We start from the raw sequence: 23,143 nt of genomic DNA on the forward strand, positions 1-23,143 counted from the left end.
CGATTACTTCCTTCCCCAGACCTTGCGGACCATCTCTTCGATCTCCGCATTGACGAGAGAGAGCGAGTCCATCGCCCGGTCATACGTGCCGCGGATGAATTGCGAGCGTTCCACCTCGTAGAGCGTCTGCTTGGTGACGCCGGCGTCCGAGATGGCGGTCGACTTCACCATGGCATTCTGGAGCATGCGATTGCCGAAGATCGCCCGCATGAAGCCGGTCATCTGGCTTTGGGGACCATCGTTCGGCTCGAAACGCGTTACGAGATAGCGCATCCAGTCATAGCTGGTGCGGCCGCCCGCCTTCTCGACGACGGCCATGAGGTCGCTCGTCATCGACAGGAATTGCGACATCGACATCACGTCGAGCATTTGCGGGTGCACGGTGATGAGCACCGACGTCGCCGCGCAGAGCGCCGACATGGTCAGAAAGCCGAGCTGCGGCGGGCAGTCGATGACGACGATGTCGTAGAAACCCTCGATCTCGGAAAGCGCCTCGCCGATTCTCGCGAAGAACAGCGTCTCCGAGGAGCCGCCGATCATCGCCTTCGGTGTCTCGTGTTCGAACTCCATCAGCTCGAGATTGCCGGGGATCAGATGGAGATTGGTCGTGTAGGTGGCGCGGACGACGTCGGCGATGGAGCGCGGGTTCTCGTAGCGAATGGCGCCATAAAGTGTTTCCGCCTCGCCGACGTCGAGCTCGGGCTGATGGCCGAAGAGGGCGGAAAGCGAGGCTTGGGGATCGAGGTCGATCGCCAGCACGCGATAGCCGCGGAGCGCGAGATATTGGGAAAGGTGGGCCGACGTCGTGGTCTTGCCCGACCCGCCCTTGAAATTCATGACCGAGATGACCTGGAGCTTTTCGCCCGGTCGGCGGTGGGGGATGTATTTTCCGGTCTTGCTGCCTTCGTCAAGCACACGGCGGATGCGATCGATGTCGTCGACGGCATACATGCGCCGACCGTTTGACAGCGGCTCCGGCCCATGGCCTTCTGAAGCGATCTGGCGAAGATAGCCTTCACCGATTCCGATGAAGGCAGCCGCCTCGGCTGGAGTGAACAGCCGCATGGTTTTTTGTGCAGTCGGGGAGAAGATCTTTTTCTGATGTTCCTGCAGCTGGTGAGCGAGTTCCTGAGCGTCGGCGGACAGCAGTGATGGCAAATGCTCCTGCTCCTCAAGACTCTGGATTCTCTGTTGCAACATCGTCATCTCCGGAAAACTGCGCAAAATTCGCCAATAGGAACCAATCTGCGCAGTTATACTATGCGCCGATTCGTTGCCAATTTACAAACGCTTAACAAAAAGCCCTTTTATGCCCTGCGCGGGTCGCAGTTTTATGAATTTCTCTGTTTACTAGTTGTCCGCGGACAACTTTTCCGGCGACCTCCAACGCGGTTGTCCGCGGACAACCGGACGAGTTTGTCCGGGCGTTGTCGACGTGCTCGCAAGTCGCCGCCGGCTTCATTGGCAGGATGACGATGCCGCGAGCGATGGTCGTGATTCGGCTCGCTGTGAACCAAACTAATGGACGCTACGCAGGTCCGATCGGAGGCCGGCCGGTCGTCGGTCGGCGCGACGGCTCCCAGCGGCGCAGCGGAAGGTGATGGCCGCGCAGTCAGTCTGGAAATACGGTGATCCATCCGGACTATCTTTCCGGGCCGGATCGAGGGGGCCGTTGCGCGGCGTTGTCGCGCGCTGCTGAGCAGGGTTGGAACGCGGGCCTAATGCTTTGAATTCATTCAATCCCTGTTTGGGCGATCACTGCCACAAGCGGCTGCGATCGATCGAAGAGTACGGGGCACCATCGCAGATCGGTTCTGGGCGCCCGAGGAACTCCCGCATCCCGTCAAACCTCAGGCGCATTAGAACATAAATTTAGTAGACTATTGACAGCATGCCGGATTGTGGCAGGCTTGTGTCTCGAAGACGCGAGCAGGGAAGGGCCCCGCATGTTCTATCTCGGTGGAATGACGCTTGGCTATTTCGAGCCGCCGGCGCCGAAAGCGGTGGTGCGCGGCGAAAAGACGGTGTCCAGTCTCGTCCGTGGCGATGCTTCGGCGGAGCGCGAACGGGAGCAGGAACAGGAATGGGCACGCGCCTTCCTGACGCCTTGGCATCTCTTCTATTAGGTTCGAGGCTCGCATCGGAAATGACTGCCGCGGCCATACAAATTGCCGATAAGAACAACTCCCCGCAGCGTCCCTTACGCTCAACGTAGCAAGCAAACTGGCTGCTCGGGACGGTGACGAACCGCGGGACGGACCGCTTCATTCGGACTGGTCCCCAAATCAGACTCGATTCAACGATAAAGGCATGCAGCAATTCGAGGTGTTGCGGCGTCCTTTGCCCGTCCGACAAGACGCGCGGCATTGTAGACTTGGAGCAATACGGAGGCAGCTGCCATGATGAAGACCGGTCTCTCCGACATCTACCGAAGCTACATCGACTGCCTGAACAAAGAGGACTGGCCGAATTTGGGCCAGTTCGTTCATGATGACGTTCATTACAACGGCGAGCAGATCGGGTTATCAGGCTATCGGGAGATGCTGGAGGGAGATTTTCGTGCGATCCCAGACCTCCATTTCGATATCCATCTGCTTATCTGCGAACCGCCTCTTGTGGCGAGCCGTCTGCGCTTCGACTGCACGCCGACAGCACTCCTGTTTGGCCTCCATGTAAATGGAAAAAGAGTCTCGTTCACTGAGAACGTGTTCTATGAATTTGATGACGAGCGAATCAAGAAGGTGTGGTCCGTCATAGACAAGGCCGCCATCGAAGCCCAACTTTAGTGCGAAAAATGCCGAAACGGTCGCTCTACGGCAAATTTTGCAGGCACGCTCGGGATCAAAATAAACGCCAACGGCGAACCGGCCAGCCCAAGGTTGAAACAGTTTCGACGCTGGCGATCCAGCAAGGGGAGGGGCGGCTTTCTGTATGTCCAGGCCGGGCGGCGCGCACGAACACCGACCGTTGCACGCCCGCTGTCCAACGGCGGCATCGGGCATGTTCTTCCGGAACTGCAGGAGGCTGTGGTAGCAATTTGATTGTGCAGCATCCTGCGTGGGAAAAACGGTGGGCGGCCTCGCCGGGGCTGTCGCCGCGGCAGGAATTGTTTAAGGTGCGGGGTCAGTCACCAGCCGAGGATCCCGCCATTTCCACCGATCGTTCTTCCCAGGAGGAAAACCGTCAAGAGCAGCCGCTTTCCCTGCATCAGCGGATCCTCAGCGACGTCGAGGGGCACATCATGTCCGGCGACTGGCCGCCGGGATATCGAATTCCTTTCGAGCACGAGTTGACGGAGCAATATGGTTGCTCGCGCATGACCGTGAACAAGGCACTCACCGAACTCGTCAAGAAGGGATTGATCGAGCGGCGGCGTAAATCCGGCAGCTATGTCACTTTTCCGCACGTCCAGTCCGCGGTCATGGAAATCCACGACGTCAAGCTCGAGGTGCAGTCGCTCGGTCTCGAATACGGCTACCGTCTCGACGAGCGGCATGTCCGCAAGATCAGTGCTCGCGATTCGGGACGCATCGACCTGCCCGCCTCGTCGCGGTTGCTCGATATCACCTGCCTGCATTTGGCAAGCGGCCGGCCTTTTTGCCTCGAGGAACGGCTGATCAGCCTTTCGGCGGTGCCGGAGGCGGAAGCGGAGCCGTTCGATGCCGTCGCCCCCGGCTCCTGGCTGCTCGGCAAGGTGCCCTGGAGCACGGCGGAGCATCGTATCCGCGCCGTGGCGGCAAGCCGCCCGGCCGCGCAGGCCCTCGGTGTCGCGGTTGGATCCCCCTGCCTCGTCATCGAACGGCGGACCTGGAGCGGCGGTGCGCCGGTCACCAGCGTTCGACTGACCTATCCGGGCGATCGCCACGAGCTGGTCGCGGAGTTTGCGCCGAGCGCCATCGGTTGACAGTGCGACGAAGGGGTGAATGCAGGCGTGGCGTTCCTTCTGCCGTGTCGCACTTTCGCTGCCGGGTTCGCGGCCTTTTCCCGAGATAATCGATCTCAGCTTGCGTAGCGGCGGGCGCGGGTGCACCCTTGGTAAAGCCTTGACCTCGCGAGGGGAGGGAACGGCGCCGGAGAAAGGACCGATCTCCGGCGCATTGCGCCGTGCGGGACATCTTGGCTGCCTGCATGTTCCTTGGATCGCAACGGATTTGAGGAGAAAACATGCAGCAATTCAAAGTGCTACAGCGACTCTGCGCGTCTGAAAAGACACGCCACGGCGCTGTAGGGACGTGTCATCGTGGTAGATTGGAGGATCGCCGATGCGCTGCTTCACGGTACTTGGGCCTTCGCAGACCGGAAAATCCACGCTCGTGGAAAAGCTGGGTCTGCTCGAAGGCCAGCCAAGAAAATCCGCCTCTCCCTATGGGTTGAGCGTGACGGAGTTCGAATTCGGAAACGAGGAGTGGTGTGCGCTCGACACGCCCGGAACCAATGAAGCGCTGGCGCATGTGCAGGATGCGCTTCTCGCCAGCGACGCCTGCGTGCTCTGCGTTTCGCCGGCCCCGGACGAAGCGGTGCTCGCGGCGCCTTATCTCAAGGCGATCGAGGCGTCGGGGACGCCCTGCATTCTTTTCGTCAACCGCATGGATGAGCCGAGAGAACGGCTCAGGGACGTCGTCGCCACTCTCCAGGACTATTCCAACCACCCTCTCGTGCTGCGGCAAATTCCGATCCGCGACGGCGACAAGATCATCGGCAGCTGCGACCTGATTTCGGAGCGCGCCTGGCGCTACCGGGAAGGCCAGACGTCTGCGCTTTTCGAGCTTCCAGAAAGCGTCATCGAGCGCGAGCACGAGGCACGGACCGAGTTGCTCGAACATCTTTCCGAATTCGATGACTGGCTGCTGGAAGAGCTGATCGAGGACCGCGAACCGGCGAGCGATGAGATCTATTCGATCTCGAGGCGGGTCTTGAGCGAAAACAAGATCATTCCGGTGCTCGTCGGTGCCGCAAGCCACAGCAACGGCATTCTGCGACTGATGAAGGCGCTTCGTCACGATGCGCCACGGGTCGAGGCGCTGCGAACACGCCTTGCCGCTGCCGCCGGCATCTCCGATACGACGCTCTCTGCCGTCAGCTTTCACGCCCATCATCGCCCGAGCGTCGGCAAGACCGTGCTTGTTCGCGCCCTCCAGAACGGCGTGAAGCAGGGGGCGGCCCTCGGCGGCGCCGGTCTCGGGGCTTTGCAGGATCCGGCGAACGGCCGCCCCATAGCATCGGCGACGCCGGTTCCCGGTCAGGTCTTCGCCGCAGTGAAATCCGATCACCTCATCGTGCCGTCGTTGTTGACGGCCAATGCCACGGTGGCGCCGCCGGAATGGACGGCGCCGCCAACGCCCATGTTGGAACGCATCCTGGTGCCGGAAAGCGAGCGCGACGAAACCAAGCTCTCCGAAACGCTCGCCAAGCTTTCCGAAACCGATCGCGGGCTCAAGGTCATGCAGGAGGAGGGGACCGGAGCGCAGCTGGTCTGCGCCCAGGGGCCGGTGCACCTGCGCGACCTCTGCCGGACGCTCTCCGACGTCTTTCACGTCGAGGTCAGCGAGCAATCGCCGAGCCCCGTTTATCGCGAGACGATCTCGAAGTCGTCGGAGGTGCATTATCGTCACCGCAAGCAGACCGGCGGCGCCGGCCAGTTCGCGGACGTGAAGCTCAGCGTTCATCCCAATGAGCGCGGCGGCGGGTTTACCTTTGCCGAAACCGTCAAGGGCGGCGCCGTTCCGAGAAACTTCATACCGGCGGTCGAAGCAGGCGCGCGCGAGGCGATGGACAAAGGCCCGCTCGGCTTCAAGGTCATCGATGTCGGCGTGACGCTGACCGACGGCCAGCATCATTCGGTCGACAGTTCGGAATACGCGTTTCGCACGGCCGGAAAGATGGGCGTCCGCCAGGCCCTCTCGCAAGCCTCGTCCGTGCTGATGCAGCCGATCTTCCGCGTGGAGATCCATATTCCTTCCGTCTATTCCGGCAGTCTCGTGCCGATCGTTTCGACACTCAAAGGGCAGGTTCTCGGTTTCGACCGGGACGAGGGCGCAAAGGGGTGGGATATCTTCCGCGCTCTCGTTCCCGGGTCCGCGCTCGACGATCTGGCACGTTCGCTGCGATCGGCCACGCAGGGGATCGGCTACTTCTCCAAGAGCTTTGATCATTTCGAGGAGCTTTATGGCAGGGAAGCGCAGAGCGTGATCACGGCGCATGGAGCGCACGCGAACGAGCATTGAGTGAAACTTCGCGAGACCGCCGCGAGGGACATCCTCAGAGGCAGTCTCGCACCTTAAGGGCTTCAGACGACGAAATCGAAGCGGCCGAATTTCCCGTCGGCAGTGTTGCTGATATCGAGCAGAAGCGCATCCGAATAGAGGCGGTCCCGCGCGTTGCCCGGTTCGTTCGGAAAGAAGAGCTGCGTCGTAAGCAGCCTGCCGCCCCGGCGCTGCACGCGAAGATGGTAGTGCCGGGTCCTGCCGGAATAACGCGCGGGAACGACCGTGGCGAACCACCAGCGGCCGTTCGCATCGGTGAACTGGTGCGCACGCAGCCGGAAACCGCTCGTGTCGTAGGCGCCTGTCTCGTCGGCATGCCAGATCTCGACGAGGCTGTTGCCGAGCGGCCGGCAGTCTCTGTCGAGAACATAGCCGGCGAGCGTGATGCGCTCGCCACCGGGGGAATCGGAAAAGAGCTCATGACGCATAGGCGCGTCGGGTTTGTAGAAGGGACCTGCTGTCCGTGCGAGGGTGAGGTCGCGATCGTTGCCGCAGCCGGGCGTCAGCGGCACGCGGGGCCGTTGCGCGGCGGCCTCCTGGATGCTCGCGATGGGCAAGGCGGGGATCGCCAGAAAAGCGGTCAGCAGAGAACGTCGCGTTGGAAGCATGGCGGGCTCCTTTCACGCTCCTATCCGGCGCGGCCCGGTGCCTCGCGGCACTGCATGTCTGCTTAAGTCGGAGCCGATTTAAACAACATGCAGAAGTTCGAAGTGCTACACCGGCCATTGCGCGTCTGAAAAGACGCACGGCACTGTAGACATCGCCGTGCGCCGCGCCGTCTGTCGACGTTAGCACGTAATCGACGGGAGCAGCTTCACAAAGCGTTCATCGGCCCGCGACCGCGAGTGGCCCGCGCATCCTTTCGGGACGCGCGGGGGTCGTTTATTCCGCGGCGACGACCCGGCGGCGACGGCCGATCGTTGCCTGGGTAACAAGGAATGCCGCAAGCGCGCAGAGCGCGATGCCAGCGGCCATCGGCAGCGCCGTGCCGTCGAAGAAGATGCTGGTGATGACCATCGCCACGGCGGAGGTTACGAAATGCAGCGTCCCCATCAGCGCCGACGCGGTGCCGGCGATTTCGCCGTGATCTTCCAGCGCCAGCACTGACGACGTCGGGATGACGAGACCGAGGACGCCGTAGCCGACGAAGAGGAAGGCCGCCATGACCGGCAGTTGATTGATGCCGAGGCTCATGACCACGAACATGCTGACCATGGTCAGCGCGAACAATATCACCGCCATCCGCATCAGCCGGACGAGTCCGAAGCGTTCGCCAAGCCAGCCGGTCGCCTGCGACACGGCGAAGAACGAGACCGCGTTGATCGAGAAGGCGAAGCTGTATTGCGTCGGCGTCAGGCCGTAGTGGTCGATCAGGACGAAGGGCGAGTTCGCCAGATAGACCAGGAAGCTCGAGATGCCGAGGCCGCCGATGAAGGCGAGCGTCAGGAAGTTGCGGTCGCCAAGGAGCAGCCGGTAGGCGGCCATGGCGCTGGCAACAGTGCTGTCCGACCGATGCTCCTTCGGCCGTGTCTCCTTGAGTTGCGTCGAAAGCAGGATGAGACCGATGACGGCGGCGATCATCACCGCATAGAAGACGCCACGCCAGCCGTAGAATTCGATCACCGCGCTGCCGGTCAGCGGTGCGAGAATCGGGGAAATGCTGAAGACGAGCATGAGCAGCGACATCAGCCGCGCGGCCTGGACGCCCGTATGCATGTCGCGCACGACCGCGCGCGGAATGACCATGCCGGCTGCACCGCCGATGCCCTGAAGGAAGCGGAAGGCGATGAGGGTTTCGATGTCGCTCGCCACCGCGCAGCCGATGCTCGCCACCGCGAAAAGCCCGATGCCGAGATAGAGCGGTGCCTTGCGGCCCCAGATATCCGAGAACGGGCCGTAGACGAGCTGGAACAACGCGAAGGAGATGAAGAAGGAGAGCAGGCTCAGTTGCACGACGTGGTTTTCAGCGCCGAGATCCTTGCCGATCGACGGCAGGGCCGGAAGGTACATGTCGATCGCGAAGGGTCCTATGGCCGATAACAGGCCGAGAATAATCGCAGTGCGTAGAAATGAGGTCGTCATGATGATGCTCTTTCAGAAACCGCGAAGGCAGAGCCGGATGTACCTGCCGGCCCATCGCTGTCGCTAAAGGTTGAAATGGAAAAGCAGCCACTGGAACTGCCTGGATACGGCTTGGGAGGATCACATCGGCGCGGCGACTGCTTGTGTCAAATAAATTGGACACACGTGTAAAATTAGACACCATTGTCTAATTCGTCAACACGTCTTATTTTCAGGGCATGAAAAAACCGAACGCGCGGCAACCGAAGACAGGCGGCCCCACCCAGAAAGGCCAATGCGCCAAACGCGTCTCGATATTGGACGCCGCCGCCGACGTGTTTTGCCGTGAAGGCTTTGCCGGCGCCAGCATCGACGAAATCGCGATGGAAGCCTGCGTCTCTCGGCAGACCGTCTACAATCACTACCGCGAAAAAGAGACGCTGTTCATGGCGGTCGTCCAGGACATCATGGACCGCGCCAACGCCGCGCTGTTTTCCATTCTGGCGACCTTTCCCGACAACGGCGAAAATCTCGAAGACGATCTGACCGCCTTTGCCGTCCGTCTCAACAAGAACTGCGTGTGCAATCACGACGGAAAATTCATCCGCAAGCTGGTGCAGACGGAGGGCGAGCGTTATCCGCATCTCTTCGAGATCTGGCGCCAGCAGGGACCGGGCAAGATCGGAACCGCTCTGTCGGCGCTCTTTGCCCGGCTTTCCCATGTCGCGCGACTGGACATCGACGACTTCGACCTTGCCGCCAAACAGTTCCTCGCTCTGGTCAATGCCGATCTGCCGGCGAGCGGCTTCTTCGGTGGAGCGCCGACGGATGAGGAACTCGAGAAGGCCGCCCGCGCGGCGGTGCGGACGTTCCTCCGCGCCTATGGCGGAAAGCCGGCCACAGGCGCAGGGCAAGAACTCCGCGAAGAGCCGGTCTAGAGCAATTCCAGGAAAAGCGTGTAACGACTTTCCGTCAGCAATTGCGGGCCAAATCATTTCATTGTTTCAATAATGAAATGATCCTGATCGGACTCCGCTACCGCTGCAGCCAGGTTTCGATCCCGCGTGCCGCAGCGCGTCCGGTGGCAAAGCAGGCGGTCAGCAGATAGCCCCCGGTCGGGGCTTCCCAGTCGAGCATTTCGCCGGCGACGAAAACCCCCGGAAGCGCCTTCAGCATAAAGCCGTCATCGATGGCGTCGAGACGAACGCCTCCCGCCGACGAGATCGCCTCCGCAATCGGCCGGGGTCTGAGAACCGGTATCGGCAAGGCCTTGATCAGCCCGGCGAGATGCTGTGGTTCAGCGTGAGGTGCGGCGGGTGCCATTTCCCTGACCAGCGCGGCCTTGACGCCGGCAAGGCCGGCAGCTTTGCGAAGACGGTTGGAAAAGCTCGCTCTGCCGTGCTGCCGCGCAAGATCACGGGCAAGCCGTTCGACCGTTCGTCCGGGCACGAGATCGAGGACGAGCGCTGCCTCGCTATTGCTTTCCAGCGCGTCGCGCAAGCTCGACGCATGGGCATAGACGAGGCTGCCCTCGATGCCGTGCCGCGTCACCACGAATTCGCCCGGGAAGACGCCGGCACCGGAGGCGGCCGTGATGGACTTCACCGGCTCGCCCGCGAAACGCTCGCGAAAGGTCTCGCTCCAGGCGACGTCGAAGCCGCAATTCGCGGGTCGAAAATCGCTGATTTCGACGCCTCTGTCGCGCAGTAAGGACAACCAGCCGGCATCGGAGCCGAGTCGCGGCCAGCTTGCGCCGCCGAGCGTCAGCACGGCGGCATCGCAATGGACGATTGCCCGCCCCTCCGGCGTTTCGAAGACATAGCCGCCGTCGTCGAAACCCGACCAGCGATGGCGGGTGAGAATCCGGACGCCCTGCGCCTCCAGCCTGCGCAGCCAGGCGCGCAGCAGCGGCGAGGCCTTCATGACCTTCGGAAAGACGCGGCCCGAGGAGCCGACAAAGGTTTCCGTGCCGAGCTCGGCGGCCCAGGCTCGCACATCGTTCGGCGTGAAGGCATCGAGGGCGGGGCGCAATCGATCCGACGCGGAGCCGAAGCGCGTCGCGAAATGCGCATAATCCTCGGCGTGGGTAATGTTTAGACCGGATTTTCCGGCGAGCAGGAACTTGCGCCCGACCGTCGGCATGCTGTCATAGACGCTCACGGAATGGTCGAGGCGGGACAGCACGTCCGCCGCCATGAGGCCGGCGGGCCCGCCGCCGATGATCGCGATCTCTCTTTTTTTCATCCGCCCGTCCGACACCCGAATCCTTGCCTGCACTCTTTGCCGGGACTTTTGGCCTGCTCGGGCATGCCGTGCAAGGGTATGTCGGGCAAGCTGGTCGACGTCGCCGGCCTCTCTGCCCCTACGTCGGTATCCGAAAATGCCGCCAGGCCCTTGTCGAGTGGGGTCAGGCGGCCGGCTGCGGCACCGGACCGGTGGACTCGCGAAGAATGAGCTCGACCGGCCAGAGCTCGTGAATCTCCGTCGCCGGCCTGCCCGAGAGGAGCTGCAGGACCAGGTCTGCCGAGCGCGCGCCGGCGGCGCGCAGCGACGAGCGGGTGGTCGAAAGCGAGGGGACCATGTTGTCGGCGGTGAGATAAGGGAAAACATCGTCATGGGCGATGACCGAGATGTCCCGGCCGACTACGAGGCCGCGCGAACGCACGGCGCGGTAGATGCCGAGTGCAGTCATCATCGAGCCCGCCACGAACGCCGTCGGCCGCGGCGATTGCTCGAGGAAGGAGCGGGCGAAGCGAAATCCCAACTCGTCGGTGAAATGGCCATGGGCGACGAGGCGCGGATCGAACTGGATGCCGCGCTGCGCGAGCGCTTCGCGATAGCCCTTGTCGCGATGGAGGGAAAAGGTCAGGCCGGCGCGGCCGTTGATCATGGCGATGCGCCTGTGGCCGAGGTCTATGAGGTGCGACGTTGCGCGTCGGATGGCACCCTCGTTGTCGATGTCGAGCCAAGCATGCGGAACCTGGGTCTCGGAGCGGCCATGAACCAGAAACGGCATTCCGAGCCGGTGCAGGAGCGCGATGCGCTCGTCGTTCGGCATTGGGGAATGGATGATCACGGCGTCGACCCGGCCGCTGGTCGCGAGCCTGCTATAGAGCTGGTTTTCGTTCTTGCCGTCCTGCTCCGCGAGCGGGCTGACGAGGATGTCGATGTCTTCGCTATCCAGCCGCTCGGCCATGCCGCTCATATATTCCGAGAATTGGAACTCACCGCTGCGGCCCATCACGACGCCGATCGCGCCAGCACGGCCGGTCACCAGGCGCACCGCATTGATGTTTGGCCGGTAGCCGAGGCGCACCGCTTCTTCCGCGACGCGTTGGCGGGTCTTCTCGCTGACCTCCGGATAGCCGCTCAACGCGCGACTGACCGTGGTCGGGGACAGCCCCAGCTGTTTGGCGAACTCCTTGAGCTTCATGTGATCGATCGTATTCCCTGCGCGCCCCCCGCTGCATGGCTTCTCAAATCGGAGCCGATTGAAGAAAGAACCATGCAGCACCTCATTGTGCCACACCGATCGTTGCGCGCCCGATTGGACGCGCCGCTGCAGCATTTGCGCAGGACTATACGCGGTTCACCGGCGGTAACAATCCGTTCCCGCAGGTGAGGGGGCGGGGGCCGACAAAAAGGCATGGAGTTTTGCTCCATCCAAATCGTTTTAAATTTTCACGAAATGTCGCGCCGAGCTGTGTTTCCTGTCACTTGTCGGTTGCAACAATCCACAGGCCGCGCAGAGGCAATATTATATTGGAAAACAATGACGTAAGTCGTACTCGTTGTCGTTGTGACATCGGCTCTGGACACGCCTTGACAGAAGTTTTGGCTTCTGCCAGCTTCTCCCGCAGCCAAACCGTTTTCGAATTCAGGGAAGTTTACGAAACCGGGGGAGCTTGGAGGAGCTAGAAAACATGAAGCCTATCCTGAGGACGCTGATTATCTGCGCTGCTATCGCCGGTGCTGCCGATCTTGCCGCCGCCGCTGAATTATCTATGGCGGCCAATTCGACCGGCAAGAATTTGAGCTTTCTGCGCGAGCAGATCGCCAAATTCGAAAAGGAGACCGGTCACAAGGTCAACCTGGTGACGATGCCGCCGTCGAGCAGCGAGCAATTCAGCCAGTACCGCCTCTGGCTTGCGGCCGGAAACAGGGATGTCGACGTCTATCAGACGGACGTCGTCTGGGCGCCGCAGCTTGCCGACCAGTTCGTCGACCTGACCGGGGCCACGAAGGATGTGGTCGGCGCCCACTTCCCCTCGATCATTCAATCGCAGACCGTCAACGGCAAGCTGGTCGCGCTGCCGTTCTACACCGACGCGCCGGCGCTCTATTACCGCAAGGACCTCCTCGACAAATACGGCAAGACGCCGCCCAAGACCTGGGATGAGCTCGCCGCCACCGCAAAGGAGATCCAGGACAAGGAACGCGCCGCCGGCAACGCCGATATCTGGGGCTTTGTCTTCCAGGGCAATGCCTATGAAGGGCTGACCTGCAATGCGCTCGAATGGATCAAGTCCTCCGGCGGCGGCCAGATCGTCGAGCCCGACGGCACGATCTCCGTCAACAACGAAAAGGCAGCCGCCGCCCTCGACCGGGTGAAGGAATGGATCGGCACGATCTCTCCGAGTGGCGTGCTCGCCTACCAGGAGGAAGAATCGCGCGGCGTCTGGCAGACCGGCAATGCCGTGTTCATGCGCAACTGGCCCTATGCCTATGCGCTCGGAAACGGTGACGACAGCGCGGTAAAGGGCAAATTCGAAGTGAAGCCGCTGCCGACCGCGACCGACGGCGATCAGCCGTCGTCCACGCTTGGCGGTTGGAACCTCGCGGTTTCGAAATATTCCGGCGAACAGGAAGCGGCAATCGCGTTCGTCAAGTTCCTGGCCTCGCCCGAGGTGCAGAAGACGCGCGCCATCCAGCTGTCGAACCTGCCGACGATCGCAGCGCTCTACGACGATCAGGAGGTCGCCGCCGCGCAGCCCTTCATGCCGAACTGGAAACCGATCTTCCAGAATGCCGTGCCGCGCCCCTCGGCTGTGGCGAAGGTGAAGTACAACGAGGTCTCCTCCAAGTTCTGGAGCGCCGTGCACAACACGCTGTCGGGCGGGGGCACAGCCGCCGAAAACCTCGAACTTCTCGAAGCCGATTTGACCGAGCTCCAGGGCGACGCCTGGTAAGCTCCCAAGGCCTGCGACGGCAGCCATCGCCGGCTGCCGTCGGAAACAGCATCGCAGGCTCTTCGGAACCCCGAAGAGCGTTTCAACCGAAATCATGCAGCAATTCAAAGTTCTACAGCGACTTTGCGCCTCCGATTAGACGCGCGGCGCCGCAGGGAACCATGCAGTAGGTCGAACGTTCCGCCCAGAAGCTGGACGCCAACCAGTGAGCTCGTGTCATGACCGATCTTTCTCTCGCGGGGCCGCCGTCCGCAATTGCGGGCAAAAGGATAGGCTCCGACCTACAGGCGCAGCGCGTCCGTTCGGCTTGGGTCTTTCTCGCGCCGACATTGCTTGTTCTGGCCATGGTCGCTGGCTGGCCGCTCGTGCGGACCATCTATTTCAGCTTCACCAATGCATCGCTGACCAATCTCTCCGGGGCGGAATTCGTCGGCCTCCAGAATTATCTTTCCTGGGTCACGCTGAAGAGCGGGCGAACCATTTACAGGGGTCTGCTCGCCGATCCCGCCTGGTGGAACGCGGTGTGGAATACGCTGAAGTTTACGGCGATCTCCGTCAGCATCGAAACCGCATTGGGCCTGATCGTGGCGCTCGTGCTCAACGCGCCGTTTCCCGGACGCGGCCTCGTGCGCGCCGCGATCCTCATTCCCTGGGCGATCCCCACCATCGTGTCCGCGAAGATGTGGGCATGGATGCTCAACGATCAGTTCGGCATCCTGAACGACATACTGCTCGGCCTCGGTCTGATCAGCCAGAAGATCGCCTGGACCGCGAGCCCCGATACCGCGATGATCGCGGTGCTGATCGTCGATGTCTGGAAGACGACGCCGTTCATGGCGCTGCTGATCCTCGCCGGCCTGCAGATGGTGCCGGCCGATATCTATGAAGCCGCCAAGATCGACGGTGTGCATCCCTTGCGCGTCTTCTGGCGGCTGACACTGCCGCTCATCCGGCCAGCACTGATGGTCGCGGTCATCTTCCGGATGCTGGACGCGCTGCGCATCTTCGATCTCATCTACGTGCTGACCCCCAACAACGCCCAGACAAAGACGGTGTCGGTGCTGGCGCGCGAGAACCTCTTCGATTTCGACAAGTTCGCCTACGGAGCGACCGCCTCCACCATGCTGTTCCTGATCATTGCGTCGATCACGATCCTCTACATGTGGTTCGGGCGCGTAAACCTCGATGGAGGAGAGCGCTGATGGTCGCCACAATCGCAAAGCGGACCGGGTTCTATGCGCTCGTCGCCGCCATCATCGTCATTGCGGTTTTCCCGTTCTACTACGCGATCCTGACGAGCTTCAAATCCGGCACTGCGCTGTTTCGCGTCGACTATTGGCCGACGACGGTGTCGCTTGCCAATTACGCGGAGATCTTCTCGCACGGGACGTTCGTTCGCAATCTCGGCAATTCGCTCCTCGTCGCCACGCTGGTGGTGGCCATCTCGCTGCTGCTCGCCGTAACCGCAGCTTACGCACTGGCGCGCGTGCGCTTCCGCGGCCGGTCGCTGCTGCTGCTGACCATCCTGTCGGTGTCGATGTTCCCGCAGATCGCCGTGCTTGCCGGCCTGTTCGAGCTCGTACGCTTCATCGGGGTCTACAACACGCCGCTGGCGCTGATCTTTTCGTACATGATCTTCACCCTGCCGTTCACCGTGTGGGTGCTCACCACCTTCATGCGCGATCTGCCGGTCGAGATCGAGGAGGCGGCGATCGTCGACGGCGCCTCTCCCTGGGTGGTGATCACACGGGTCTTCATGCCGCTGATGTGGCCGGCATTGGTGACGACAGGGCTGCTCGCCTTCATCGCCGCGTGGAACGAATTCCTCTTCGCGCTGACATTCACGTCCTCGGACGTCCAGCGCACGGTGCCGGTTGCGATCGCGCTGCTTTCGGGCGGCAGCCAGTTCGAAATTCCCTGGGGCAACATCATGGCGGCATCCGTGATCGTGACGGTGCCGCTCGTAGTCCTCGTCCTGATCTTTCAGCGGCGGATCATTTCCGGGCTCACGGCCGGCGGCGTCAAAGGTTAGAGCGGATGAGGAAGAGCGGTTTTCCGCCTGCATCTCGCGTGATTTAGGAGAGAAGAATGGCAGAGCTTCAACTGCGGGACATTCGCAAGTCCTTTGGCGCCTTCGAGGTCATCAAGGGCGTCAGCATGGACATCCGAACGGGCGAGTTCATGGTCTTCGTCGGGCCGTCCGGCTGCGGCAAGTCCACGCTGCTCCGGCTCATCGCGGGGCTCGAGGAAATCACCTCCGGCACGCTGGCCTTCGACGGGCAGGTCGTGAATCAGCTCGTGCCGTCCCGCCGCGGTATCGCCATGGTGTTCCAGTCTTATGCGCTTTATCCGCACATGACGGTTTTCGACAATATGGCCTTCGGCATGCAGCTCGCCGGCAAGGACAAGGAGCAATGCAGGAAAAGGGTCGAGGCGGCAGCCGAAATGCTGCAGCTCACGCCCTATCTCAAGCGCCTGCCCCGCCAGCTCTCGGGCGGGCAGCGGCAGCGCGTGGCGATCGGCCGTGCGATCGTGCGCGACCCGAAGGTCTTCCTGTTCGACGAGCCGCTTTCGAACCTCGACGCGGCGCTGCGCGTCGCGACCCGTCTCGAGATCGCCAAGCTCCATCGCAGCATGCACAACACGACGATGATCTACGTGACGCACGACCAGGTCGAGGCGATGACGCTCGCCGATCGGATCTGCGTGCTCCGGGACGGGCTCGTCGAGCAGATCGGCACGCCGCTCGAAGTCTATGAAAGCCCGAATTCGGTCTTTGTCGCCGGTTTCATCGGCTCGCCGAAAATGAACTTCCTAACCGGACCGTTCGCCGAACCCTACAAGGCACAGACGATCGGCGTCAGGGCGGAGCATCTGGCGATCGTCGACAATGCCGGGCAATGGAGCGGAACGATCGTGCACTCCGAGATGCTCGGCTCCGACAGCTATGTCTACATCGACATCGGCTCCGACGAACCGGTGATCGTCCGGGAAAGCGGAATCTCCAGGCACCAGCCTGGACAGACCGTGCAGGTTTCGCCGGCCGCCGGCCAGATCCATCGCTTCGATGCGACGGGGCGCGCGATCGGCCGCACGGAGTGGCGGGGCGCGGCGTAACCTCGCCGCAAGCCAACTACAGCGCCGCGCGTCAGAAGCGCAAAGATCGCTGTAGCACTTTGAATTGCTGCATGTTTTCGTCCTTGAACCGGCTCCATTTGAGGACACGCAGTAGAGACAAAGGCATCCGGCAGAGGATGCCGCAACCCAAGGAGAATGACCTTGTCTATCAACACCATCGTGTGGGGTGAGAACATCCACGAGCAGACGAATGCGGTGGTTCGGGAGATTTACCCGAACGGCATGCACAACACGATCGCGGCGGCGCTGAACGAGGATGCGGCGATTGCCGCGACGACGGCCACCCTGCAGGAGCCGGAGCACGGCTTGAGCGAAGAGCGGCTGGCGTCGACCGACGTGCTCGTCTGGTGGGGCCACAAGGACCACGGCGCCGTCGAGGACCGGGTCGTCGAACGGGTCGCAAAGCGCGTTTGGGAAGGCATGGGGCTGATCGTGCTCCACTCCGGCCATTTCTCCAAGGTATTCAAGCGGCTGATGGGCACGCCCTGCGCGCTCAAGTGGCGCGAGGCGGGCGAACGCGAACGCGTCTGGGTCGTCAATCCGCGCCATCCGATCGCCGAAGGTCTCGGCGAGCATTTCGTGTTGGAAAACGAGGAGATGTATGGCGAGCAGTTTTCCGTGCCGGAGCCGCTGGAGACGGTGTTCATCTCGTGGTTCGCCGGCGGAGAGGTGTTCCGCTCGGGGCTGACCTGGCGGCGCGGCGCCGGCAACATCTTCTACTTCCGTCCCGGCCATGAAACCTATCCGACCTATCACGACGCTACGGTGCACACTGTGCTGCGCAATTCGGTGAAATGGGCGCACAATCCGCTCGGCAGCTACAAGGCGATCCACGAGGCGCCGAACGTCCCGGTGGATAAGGCTCTTGAGCCGATCGTCGAGCGCGGGCCGAAGCTGCACCAGGCCGGCGAGGCAGGATATCGATGAGGTCCACCATGCGTTTGCTCATTCTCGGAACCGGCGGCATGGCCAACAGCCATGCGCAAGCCTTTGCCAAGATCGATGGCGTCGAGATGGTCGCCGCCGTCGACGTCGACCCGTCGCGGGCGCGCGGCTTTGCCGACATGCACGGCATTGCCCGCATCTTCACCTCGCTCGAAGACGCAATTGCCTGGGGCGAGTTCGACGCGGTGACGAACGTCACGCCGGACAAGGCCCATCATCCGACGACGCTGGCGCTGATCGCCGCCGGCAAGCACGTGCTTTGCGAGAAGCCGCTGGCGGAAAGCTACGACAAGGCGGCCGAAATGGCCGACGCGGCCGAGCGCTCCGGCCTCGTCAACATGGTGAACCTCACCTACCGCAACGTCGCGCCGCTCCAGCGGGCACGCGAACTGGTGCTTGCGGGGGAGATCGGCAGGGTGCGTCATCTCGAAGCCTCCTACCTGCAGAGCTGGCTGGTGTCGAAGGCCTGGGGCGACTGGGCGAGCGAATCGAAATGGCTGTGGCGGCTGTCGACCAAGCATGGCTCCAACGGCGTGCTCGGCGATGTCGGCATCCATATCCTCGACTTCGCCGGCTATGGCGCCGGCAGCGCGGTCGAGCGGGTCTTTGCCCGGCTGAAGGCGTTCGACAAGGCGCCCGACAACCGCATCGGCGAATACGACCTTGATGCCAATGACAGCTTCGCGATGACGGCGGAGTTCGAAAACGGCGCGATGGGCGTGATCCATGCCAGCCGCTGGGCGACCGGCCACCTGAACGAGCTGCGTCTCAGGCTGCACGGCGACAAGGGCGCGCTGGAGGTGATCCACACGCCGGACGGCTCGCGGCTCAAGGCCTGCCTCGGCGCCGATGTCGAAAAGGCGATCTGGCGCGAACTCGATGCCGGAACGGTGCCGACCAACTACCAGCGTTTCGCTGAGGCGGTCGCAGCCGGTCAGACCGTCGAACCGACCTTCCGCCATGCCGCCAATCTCCAGAAAGTGCTCGATGTCGCAATCGAAACCGAAAGAGAACGGCGCGAACTGGATGTCGCGGATGCACTTTCGATCGAGGAAGAACGCGCGGTCGTCGGGGGTTAGAAGGAAAGTATCCCGCTTTCAGCCAAGCTTGCCGGAAGCGGAAGTCCTCTCGACTGAGAAGATGATCCTACCGAGCGGGGCGAGGAAAGACATTTCGGCCAGCGCCCCGCTCGAAGGTTTCACCGATGATCCCAGACCGGCTAAATCCAGGATCAAATCGGTCTACAGCGCCGCGCGTCCAATCAGACGCGCAAGGCTCGCTGTAGCACTTTGAGGCTAGAGCATCTTATCCGCTTCCGGTCACTTGAAAGCGGGGTTGCTCTAGGCGTGCGAGTGCGGGTGGCGATAGTCCCAGACCGCCCAGGCCGACAGTGCCGCGACAAGCACGCCAAGAATGACATGCGTCCACATCGCGTTCGCGTTCGTCATGAAGCCGAGCACCCAGGGAGAGACGATCAGCCATAGGCCGATCACCATATTCACCCACTCCTCCCATTCTGCGAAGGCAGAAAGCGCCGCAATCGCCAGCGCACCAAGCACGATGCCGGCGATCCAGGCATTCCAGGTCGGAACGGCCTCAGCCGCAAAACCGATGACCCAGGGAGAGAGGAACAAGCACACCGCCAGGATCAGGTTGGCCCAATCCTGGGCTCTTCGTCCGGCCATGAGAGTGTTTACCATGACAACCTCCACGTATGAAGCTTGACCAAAGCGTCACCCCTCGCGTGCGCCTTACGTTTCAGCTCCGCCTTTCACTTCGCACGGTCGCTGTAACGCTTTGAATTGGCGTAGGATTTTATCCTCAAATCGCTTCCATATCAAGAAATCTTGTAGATTCGCTGCCGTATAGGCCGCCGTGTCCGATCAAGCGCAGGCCAATATGCTCCGGCTTCTGCTGTCGACGTTTGATAGACCCGAGGAAACCATCCTCTCCCGCTGGCGAGCGAGATCGGATTCACGCGGCGATTCAAGGCGATAAGGCCGCGCGCCTCGGCAAAGTTCTACAGCGTCCTTTGCGCGCCCGCGCGCGGCGCTGTAAGCCTTCATGGCTCATTCCGCCGGGGCATTTCCGTCAGGATCAGCGGCGATCGCCCGGGAGGCAGTGACATGGCTGGCAGGGTCGACGCGCAAGATCTTTCCGCGCGCGACCATTCGATCAGGCTCGACGCCGATCTCGTCTGGCGTTCCTCAATCCGCGGCGGGTAACCGCCGCACGCTCCGGGCTCCCGCAAATTTCGCCGGTGACTGGCAATCGCAACCCAACAGGCGCATGCTTGCCCTGTCGGCCTCGGCGATCGCCGGTGAGAATGAGGCGTGCGGCGCACGTTTCGCCACCCGCGCGAGGGCGATGTTCAGAAGAAGAAGCAATCGAACCTGGAGGAGGTTGCTGTGAGCGGGCACGTCTACAAGAAGATAGAATTGATCGGAAGCTCGAAGACCTCGGTCAACGAGGCGATCGAAACGGCGATTTCGCGCGCCTCGAAGACCATGCGGAATCTCGACTGGTTCGAAGTCGACCAGATTCGGGGACAAATCGTCAATGGAGAGGTCGCGCACTACCAGGTCGTCATGAAGGTCGGATTTCGCCTGGACGAGTGATCTAAATGGACGATGGCGCCGGGTGCCTGCGTGTTTCCTTCGGGCGAAATCGAAGGCCCGGAGCGCCCTAGGCACTCCACGTCGGCTTGGATGATACCGACAGAGGGTAGTCCGGGCACCGCTCTCCGAGACGAGGTGCCCAAGGCGGACCTTTGCGTACCCGCTTCCTCGGTTCCCCTTCCTTTACATTTCGGTTTCCTATGCGCACACTCGCCCCCCGGCGGTGGTCGCGTCTTTTCAGACGCACGAAGGTGGCTGCAGCAGGAGGAAGGCGGTCCGTTGGGAGGCGGTCATGTTTTCACATTCCGACCATATCCGCGAAATCGAGCGCGTCGGCCGTGGCCTTCCCAGCAGTCGCGACGCTATGGTCGTGAAATCCTGGCTGCGCTGCCTGGAACACCACCGCCTCGACCCGGCGCAGGCCTGCGAGGCCTATATCGTGCCGGAGACGCGGCTCAAGGAACATCGCCAGCAATCGGAAGACCTGATCGCCATAGCTCGCTCTGGGCTCGAACATCTGCTCCGCCAGGTCGCAGGGCAGAACTACGTGCTGCTGCTCTCCGACCGACAGGGGGTGACGGTTGAATTTCTCGGCGATCCGCTGTTCGACAACAGCCTTCGCAAGGCCGGGCTCTATCTCGGCTCCGAATGGTCCGAGTGGCGCGCCGGCACCTGCGCCGTCGGCGCCTGCATCGAGGCGGGTGAGGCGCTGACGATCCACCAGACCGACCACTTCGACAACACGCACACGCCGCTCTCCTGCACGGCTGCGCCGATCTACGATATCCATGGCGAACTTTCGGCCGTCCTCGACATCTCGCTCTTGAGTTCGCCGATCCTGAAGGCGAGCCAGAACCTCGCGCTTCATCTGGTCACCGCCAGCGCGAGGCGCATCGAGCTCGCCAACCTCATGGCCCAGGCGCGGCACCAGTGGGTGCTGCGTTTCTCGCGCTCGCCGGAATTCCTCGACGTCGATCCGGAGGCGGCGGTCTCGATCGACGGCCTCGGCCGGATCGTCGGCATGACCCATGGCGGGACGAAGATCCTCGCCCGCTCGACCGGGCTTGACTGGCGTGATCCGCGCCAGCTCATCGGCGAGCCGGTGTCGCGCTTCTTCGATCTCGAGATCGACGACCTTCCCGAGCTCACGCGCCGGCGGCCGACACAGGAACGGCTCGTCTTTGCCCGCGACGGCAATGCGCTCTTCGCCCACGCCATCGAGCCGCATGCCAGCATCCGCGCGCCAAGCGTCTCGCGCGCGCAGATCCCGCCGCCGCTGCGCCAGCTTGGCGGCGATGCGCCCGAAATCGTTACGCTGCAGGCAAAGGCCGCGAAACTCGCCCGCACCGGGCTGCCGATCCTCATCCAGGGCGAAACGGGGACGGGCAAGGAACACCTGGCGCGCGCCATCCACGAGGGCAGCGGTCTCGGGGGCCACTTCGTTGCCATCAATTGCGCGGCGATCCCCGAGCAGCTGATCGAGAGCGAGCTCTTCGGCTATCTGCCGGGGGCCTTCACCGGCGCGTCCGCCAAGGGCCGAAAGGGCCTGATCGAACAGGCGGACGGCGGCACGCTCTTTCTCGACGAGATCGGCGACATGCCCCTTGCGCTGCAAAGCCGGTTGCTCAGGGTGCTGGCCGAGCGCGAGGTGCTTCCTGTCGGAGGCACCGTGCCGCGTCCGGTCCAGATCAGGATTGTTTCGGCCTCGCATCGGCCGCTCAAGACGCTGGTTGCGAAGGGCGCGTTTCGCGAGGATCTCTTCTATCGACTCAATACCGCGACGCTCTCGCTGCCGGCGCTAAGAGACAGGCCGGACTTCGATTGGGTGCTGGAGCAGATCCTGAAGCGGCATTCCAATGCGGCCGGAGAACTGACGCTCTCCCCGGCCGCGCGCGTGGCGTTGAGGGTGCACGACTGGCCGGGAAACATTCGCGAGCTCGACAACGCCATTGCTGTTGCTGCCGCGCTCGCCGAAGGCTGCGTCATCCAACCATGCGATCTGCCGGACCAGCTCGTCGCGACGGCTGAGCGGGAGACGGGCGATGCCGGAACAGCACTGGGCTTGATGCTCGATGCCTGCAACTGGAACATCTCCGAGGCGGCGCGAAGGCTGGGCATCGATCGCTCGACCGTGCATCGGCAGATCAGGCGCTACCACCTCGAGCAGAAGCACTGAGCGTCTTTGCCTGCAACAGGTAGGCTGCCACACCTGTGGCGGCTGTGGCGGCCTGACGCAACACGCCGTTCAATCATCTTCCTTGAAATCATTGCATTTTCCTTGCCCGCAACGGCTTGGCACGGCCATTGCAAATCGCTGTTCAACGATAACGGCAGCGATCAGGAGGAAATATGCGAGCGCTCAGATTTCATGCGGCCAAGGATCTCAGGATCGAGGATATCCCGGCGCCGGGCGAGCCGGCAGCCGGGCAGGTGCTGATCCGCAACCGCTTCGTCGGCATATGCGGTACCGACCTGCACGAATATGCCTACGGCCCGATTTTCATTCCCAAGGATCCGCACCCCTTTACCGGCGCATATGGTCCTCAGGTGCTGGGCCACGAGTTCGGCGGCGTGGTCGAGGCGGTCGGTGACGGAGTGACCTCGCTCCGCCCGGGCGACCGGGTTTCCGTCCAGCCGCTGATCATGCCGCGTGCCGGCGATTATTTCGCCGATCGCGGTCTTTTCCACCTGAGCACGGATTTGGCGCTGGCGGGCTTGAGCTGGGCTTGGGGCGGCATGGGCGAATACGCTTTGCTCAACGAGTACAATGTCGAGAAAATTCCCGACGAGATGACGGACGAGGAGGCTGCACTCGTCGAGCCCACCGCAGTTGCGGTTTACGCATGCGACCGCGGCGGGGTAACGGCCGGCAGCAGCGTGCTCGTGACCGGCGCCGGGCCGATCGGCGTACTGACTCTGCTTGCCGCGC

General features: G+C 62.4%; 20 protein-coding genes. 14 read left to right on the forward strand and 6 right to left on the reverse strand.

Annotated features, from left to right (window positions below; all coding sequences use genetic code 11):
- Window positions 1-3: 3 nt before the first annotated feature.
- On the reverse strand, window positions 4-1,197 hold the full coding sequence (gene repA / locus QN219_RS18870) for a plasmid partitioning protein RepA (protein ID WP_405052174.1): 1,194 nt from the start codon (window positions 1,195-1,197) through the stop codon (window positions 4-6).
- Between the two features lie 749 nt (window positions 1,198-1,946).
- Between repA and QN219_RS18875 the strand changes: the two genes are divergently transcribed.
- The 4 genes from QN219_RS18875 (at window position 1,947) to QN219_RS18890 (ending at window position 6,224) form a co-directional block, all read left to right on the forward strand.
- A complete protein-coding gene (locus QN219_RS18875; protein WP_284001353.1) occupies window positions 1,947-2,126 on the forward strand; it encodes a hypothetical protein in 180 nt (59 codons plus the stop codon).
- Window positions 2,127-2,399: 273 nt separating this feature from the next.
- Complete coding sequence (locus QN219_RS18880; RefSeq protein WP_284001354.1) at window positions 2,400-2,786, forward strand: ester cyclase; 387 nt, start codon at window positions 2,400-2,402, stop codon at window positions 2,784-2,786.
- 455 nt (window positions 2,787-3,241) lie between these two features.
- Window positions 3,242-3,904 carry a histidine utilization repressor gene (gene hutC / locus QN219_RS18885; protein WP_405052175.1) on the forward strand — a complete coding sequence of 221 codons (663 nt, stop codon included), beginning with the start codon at window positions 3,242-3,244 and terminating at the stop codon, window positions 3,902-3,904.
- Between the two features lie 358 nt (window positions 3,905-4,262).
- Entirely contained in the window at window positions 4,263-6,224 is a 1,962-nt protein-coding gene (locus QN219_RS18890; protein ID WP_284001356.1) for an elongation factor G, read from the forward strand.
- A 62-nt stretch (window positions 6,225-6,286) separates the two neighbouring features.
- On the opposite strand, the gene QN219_RS18895 is transcribed toward QN219_RS18890, so the two are convergent.
- Both QN219_RS18895 and QN219_RS18900 read right to left on the reverse strand, forming a co-directional pair.
- A complete protein-coding gene (locus tag QN219_RS18895; protein ID WP_284001357.1) occupies window positions 6,287-6,871 on the reverse strand; it encodes an intradiol ring-cleavage dioxygenase in 585 nt (194 codons plus the stop codon).
- Between the two features lie 274 nt (window positions 6,872-7,145).
- Window positions 7,146-8,345 carry a multidrug effflux MFS transporter gene (locus QN219_RS18900; RefSeq protein ID WP_284001358.1) on the reverse strand — a complete coding sequence of 400 codons (1,200 nt, stop codon included), beginning with the start codon at window positions 8,343-8,345 and terminating at the stop codon, window positions 7,146-7,148.
- A 218-nt stretch (window positions 8,346-8,563) separates the two neighbouring features.
- On the opposite strand from QN219_RS18900, the gene QN219_RS18905 reads away from it, so the two are divergent.
- Complete coding sequence (locus QN219_RS18905) at window positions 8,564-9,262, forward strand: TetR/AcrR family transcriptional regulator C-terminal domain-containing protein (RefSeq protein WP_284001359.1); 699 nt, start codon at window positions 8,564-8,566, stop codon at window positions 9,260-9,262.
- Window positions 9,263-9,359: 97 nt separating this feature from the next.
- Here the strand turns inward: QN219_RS18905 and QN219_RS18910 are convergent, their stop codons facing one another.
- Window positions 9,360-10,568, reverse strand: a complete 1,209-nt coding sequence (locus QN219_RS18910) for a TIGR03862 family flavoprotein (RefSeq protein WP_284001360.1) — start codon at window positions 10,566-10,568, stop codon at window positions 9,360-9,362.
- Window positions 10,569-10,731: 163 nt separating this feature from the next.
- A complete protein-coding gene (locus QN219_RS18915) occupies window positions 10,732-11,757 on the reverse strand; it encodes a substrate-binding domain-containing protein (RefSeq protein WP_284001362.1) in 1,026 nt (341 codons plus the stop codon).
- 490 nt (window positions 11,758-12,247) lie between these two features.
- Between QN219_RS18915 and QN219_RS18920 the strand changes: the two genes are divergently transcribed.
- The 6 genes from QN219_RS18920 (at window position 12,248) to QN219_RS18945 (ending at window position 18,675) form a co-directional block, all read left to right on the forward strand.
- The gene (locus QN219_RS18920) at window positions 12,248-13,513 is read left to right on the forward strand and encodes an ABC transporter substrate-binding protein (protein ID WP_284001364.1); all 1,266 of its coding nucleotides are present in this window, start codon (window positions 12,248-12,250) and stop codon (window positions 13,511-13,513) included.
- Between the two features lie 218 nt (window positions 13,514-13,731).
- The gene (locus QN219_RS18925; RefSeq protein ID WP_284001366.1) at window positions 13,732-14,715 is read left to right on the forward strand and encodes a sugar ABC transporter permease; all 984 of its coding nucleotides are present in this window, start codon (window positions 13,732-13,734) and stop codon (window positions 14,713-14,715) included.
- Window positions 14,715-15,545 carry a carbohydrate ABC transporter permease gene (locus tag QN219_RS18930; RefSeq protein WP_173511930.1) on the forward strand — a complete coding sequence of 277 codons (831 nt, stop codon included), beginning with the start codon at window positions 14,715-14,717 and terminating at the stop codon, window positions 15,543-15,545. The genes QN219_RS18925 and QN219_RS18930 overlap by 1 nt, the downstream gene beginning before the upstream one ends.
- A gap of 56 nt (window positions 15,546-15,601) precedes the next feature.
- Window positions 15,602-16,630, forward strand: coding sequence for an ABC transporter ATP-binding protein (locus QN219_RS18935; RefSeq protein ID WP_284001368.1), 1,029 nt, complete (start codon window positions 15,602-15,604; stop codon window positions 16,628-16,630).
- Window positions 16,631-16,792: 162 nt separating this feature from the next.
- Window positions 16,793-17,578, forward strand: coding sequence for a ThuA domain-containing protein (locus QN219_RS18940; protein WP_284001370.1), 786 nt, complete (start codon window positions 16,793-16,795; stop codon window positions 17,576-17,578).
- Between the two features lie 8 nt (window positions 17,579-17,586).
- The gene (locus QN219_RS18945; protein WP_284001372.1) at window positions 17,587-18,675 is read left to right on the forward strand and encodes a Gfo/Idh/MocA family oxidoreductase; all 1,089 of its coding nucleotides are present in this window, start codon (window positions 17,587-17,589) and stop codon (window positions 18,673-18,675) included.
- Between the two features lie 261 nt (window positions 18,676-18,936).
- Here the strand turns inward: QN219_RS18945 and QN219_RS18950 are convergent, their stop codons facing one another.
- Window positions 18,937-19,296: an SPW repeat protein gene (locus QN219_RS18950; RefSeq protein ID WP_284001373.1), complete on the reverse strand. Its 360-nt coding sequence runs from the start codon at window positions 19,294-19,296 to the stop codon at window positions 18,937-18,939.
- Between the two features lie 708 nt (window positions 19,297-20,004).
- Here QN219_RS18950 and QN219_RS18955 point away from each other — a divergent pair.
- From QN219_RS18955 to QN219_RS18965, 3 genes are all read left to right on the forward strand, one after another.
- Window positions 20,005-20,214 (forward strand): dodecin, encoded by a 210-nt coding sequence (locus tag QN219_RS18955; RefSeq protein ID WP_173511920.1) that lies wholly within the window; start codon window positions 20,005-20,007, stop codon window positions 20,212-20,214.
- 292 nt (window positions 20,215-20,506) lie between these two features.
- Window positions 20,507-22,390, forward strand: coding sequence for a sigma-54-dependent Fis family transcriptional regulator (locus QN219_RS18960; RefSeq protein ID WP_284001374.1), 1,884 nt, complete (start codon window positions 20,507-20,509; stop codon window positions 22,388-22,390).
- A gap of 173 nt (window positions 22,391-22,563) precedes the next feature.
- Window positions 22,564-23,143 (forward strand): alcohol dehydrogenase catalytic domain-containing protein (locus QN219_RS18965; protein ID WP_284001376.1); only part of this gene is annotated, 580 nt, incomplete at its 3' end.

Source organism: Sinorhizobium sp. 8-89 (assembly GCF_030124325.1).
Lineage (GTDB): Bacteria > Pseudomonadota > Alphaproteobacteria > Rhizobiales > Rhizobiaceae > Sinorhizobium.

Excerpts from the sequence above, each read along its gene's own strand:
- QN219_RS18875 (WP_284001353.1), top strand. The coding sequence starts at position 1,947 with ATGTTCTATCTCGGTGGAATGACGCTTGGCTATTTCGAGCCGCCGGCG.
- QN219_RS18880 (WP_284001354.1), top strand. The coding sequence starts at position 2,400 with ATGATGAAGACCGGTCTCTCCGACATCTACCGAAGCTACATCGACTGC.
- hutC (WP_405052175.1), top strand. The coding sequence starts at position 3,242 with ATGTCCGGCGACTGGCCGCCGGGATATCGAATTCCTTTCGAGCACGAG.
- QN219_RS18890 (WP_284001356.1), top strand. The coding sequence starts at position 4,263 with ATGCGCTGCTTCACGGTACTTGGGCCTTCGCAGACCGGAAAATCCACG.
- QN219_RS18895 (WP_284001357.1), bottom strand. The coding sequence starts at position 6,871 with ATGCTTCCAACGCGACGTTCTCTGCTGACCGCTTTTCTGGCGATCCCC.
- QN219_RS18900 (WP_284001358.1), bottom strand. The coding sequence starts at position 8,345 with ATGACGACCTCATTTCTACGCACTGCGATTATTCTCGGCCTGTTATCG.
- QN219_RS18905 (WP_284001359.1), top strand. The coding sequence starts at position 8,564 with ATGAAAAAACCGAACGCGCGGCAACCGAAGACAGGCGGCCCCACCCAG.
- QN219_RS18910 (WP_284001360.1), bottom strand. The coding sequence starts at position 10,568 with ATGAAAAAAAGAGAGATCGCGATCATCGGCGGCGGGCCCGCCGGCCTC.
- QN219_RS18915 (WP_284001362.1), bottom strand. The coding sequence starts at position 11,757 with ATGAAGCTCAAGGAGTTCGCCAAACAGCTGGGGCTGTCCCCGACCACG.
- QN219_RS18920 (WP_284001364.1), top strand. The coding sequence starts at position 12,248 with ATGAAGCCTATCCTGAGGACGCTGATTATCTGCGCTGCTATCGCCGGT.
- QN219_RS18925 (WP_284001366.1), top strand. The coding sequence starts at position 13,732 with ATGACCGATCTTTCTCTCGCGGGGCCGCCGTCCGCAATTGCGGGCAAA.
- QN219_RS18930 (WP_173511930.1), top strand. The coding sequence starts at position 14,715 with ATGGTCGCCACAATCGCAAAGCGGACCGGGTTCTATGCGCTCGTCGCC.
- QN219_RS18935 (WP_284001368.1), top strand. The coding sequence starts at position 15,602 with ATGGCAGAGCTTCAACTGCGGGACATTCGCAAGTCCTTTGGCGCCTTC.
- QN219_RS18945 (WP_284001372.1), top strand. The coding sequence starts at position 17,587 with ATGCGTTTGCTCATTCTCGGAACCGGCGGCATGGCCAACAGCCATGCG.
- QN219_RS18950 (WP_284001373.1), bottom strand. The coding sequence starts at position 19,296 with ATGGTAAACACTCTCATGGCCGGACGAAGAGCCCAGGATTGGGCCAAC.
- QN219_RS18960 (WP_284001374.1), top strand. The coding sequence starts at position 20,507 with ATGTTTTCACATTCCGACCATATCCGCGAAATCGAGCGCGTCGGCCGT.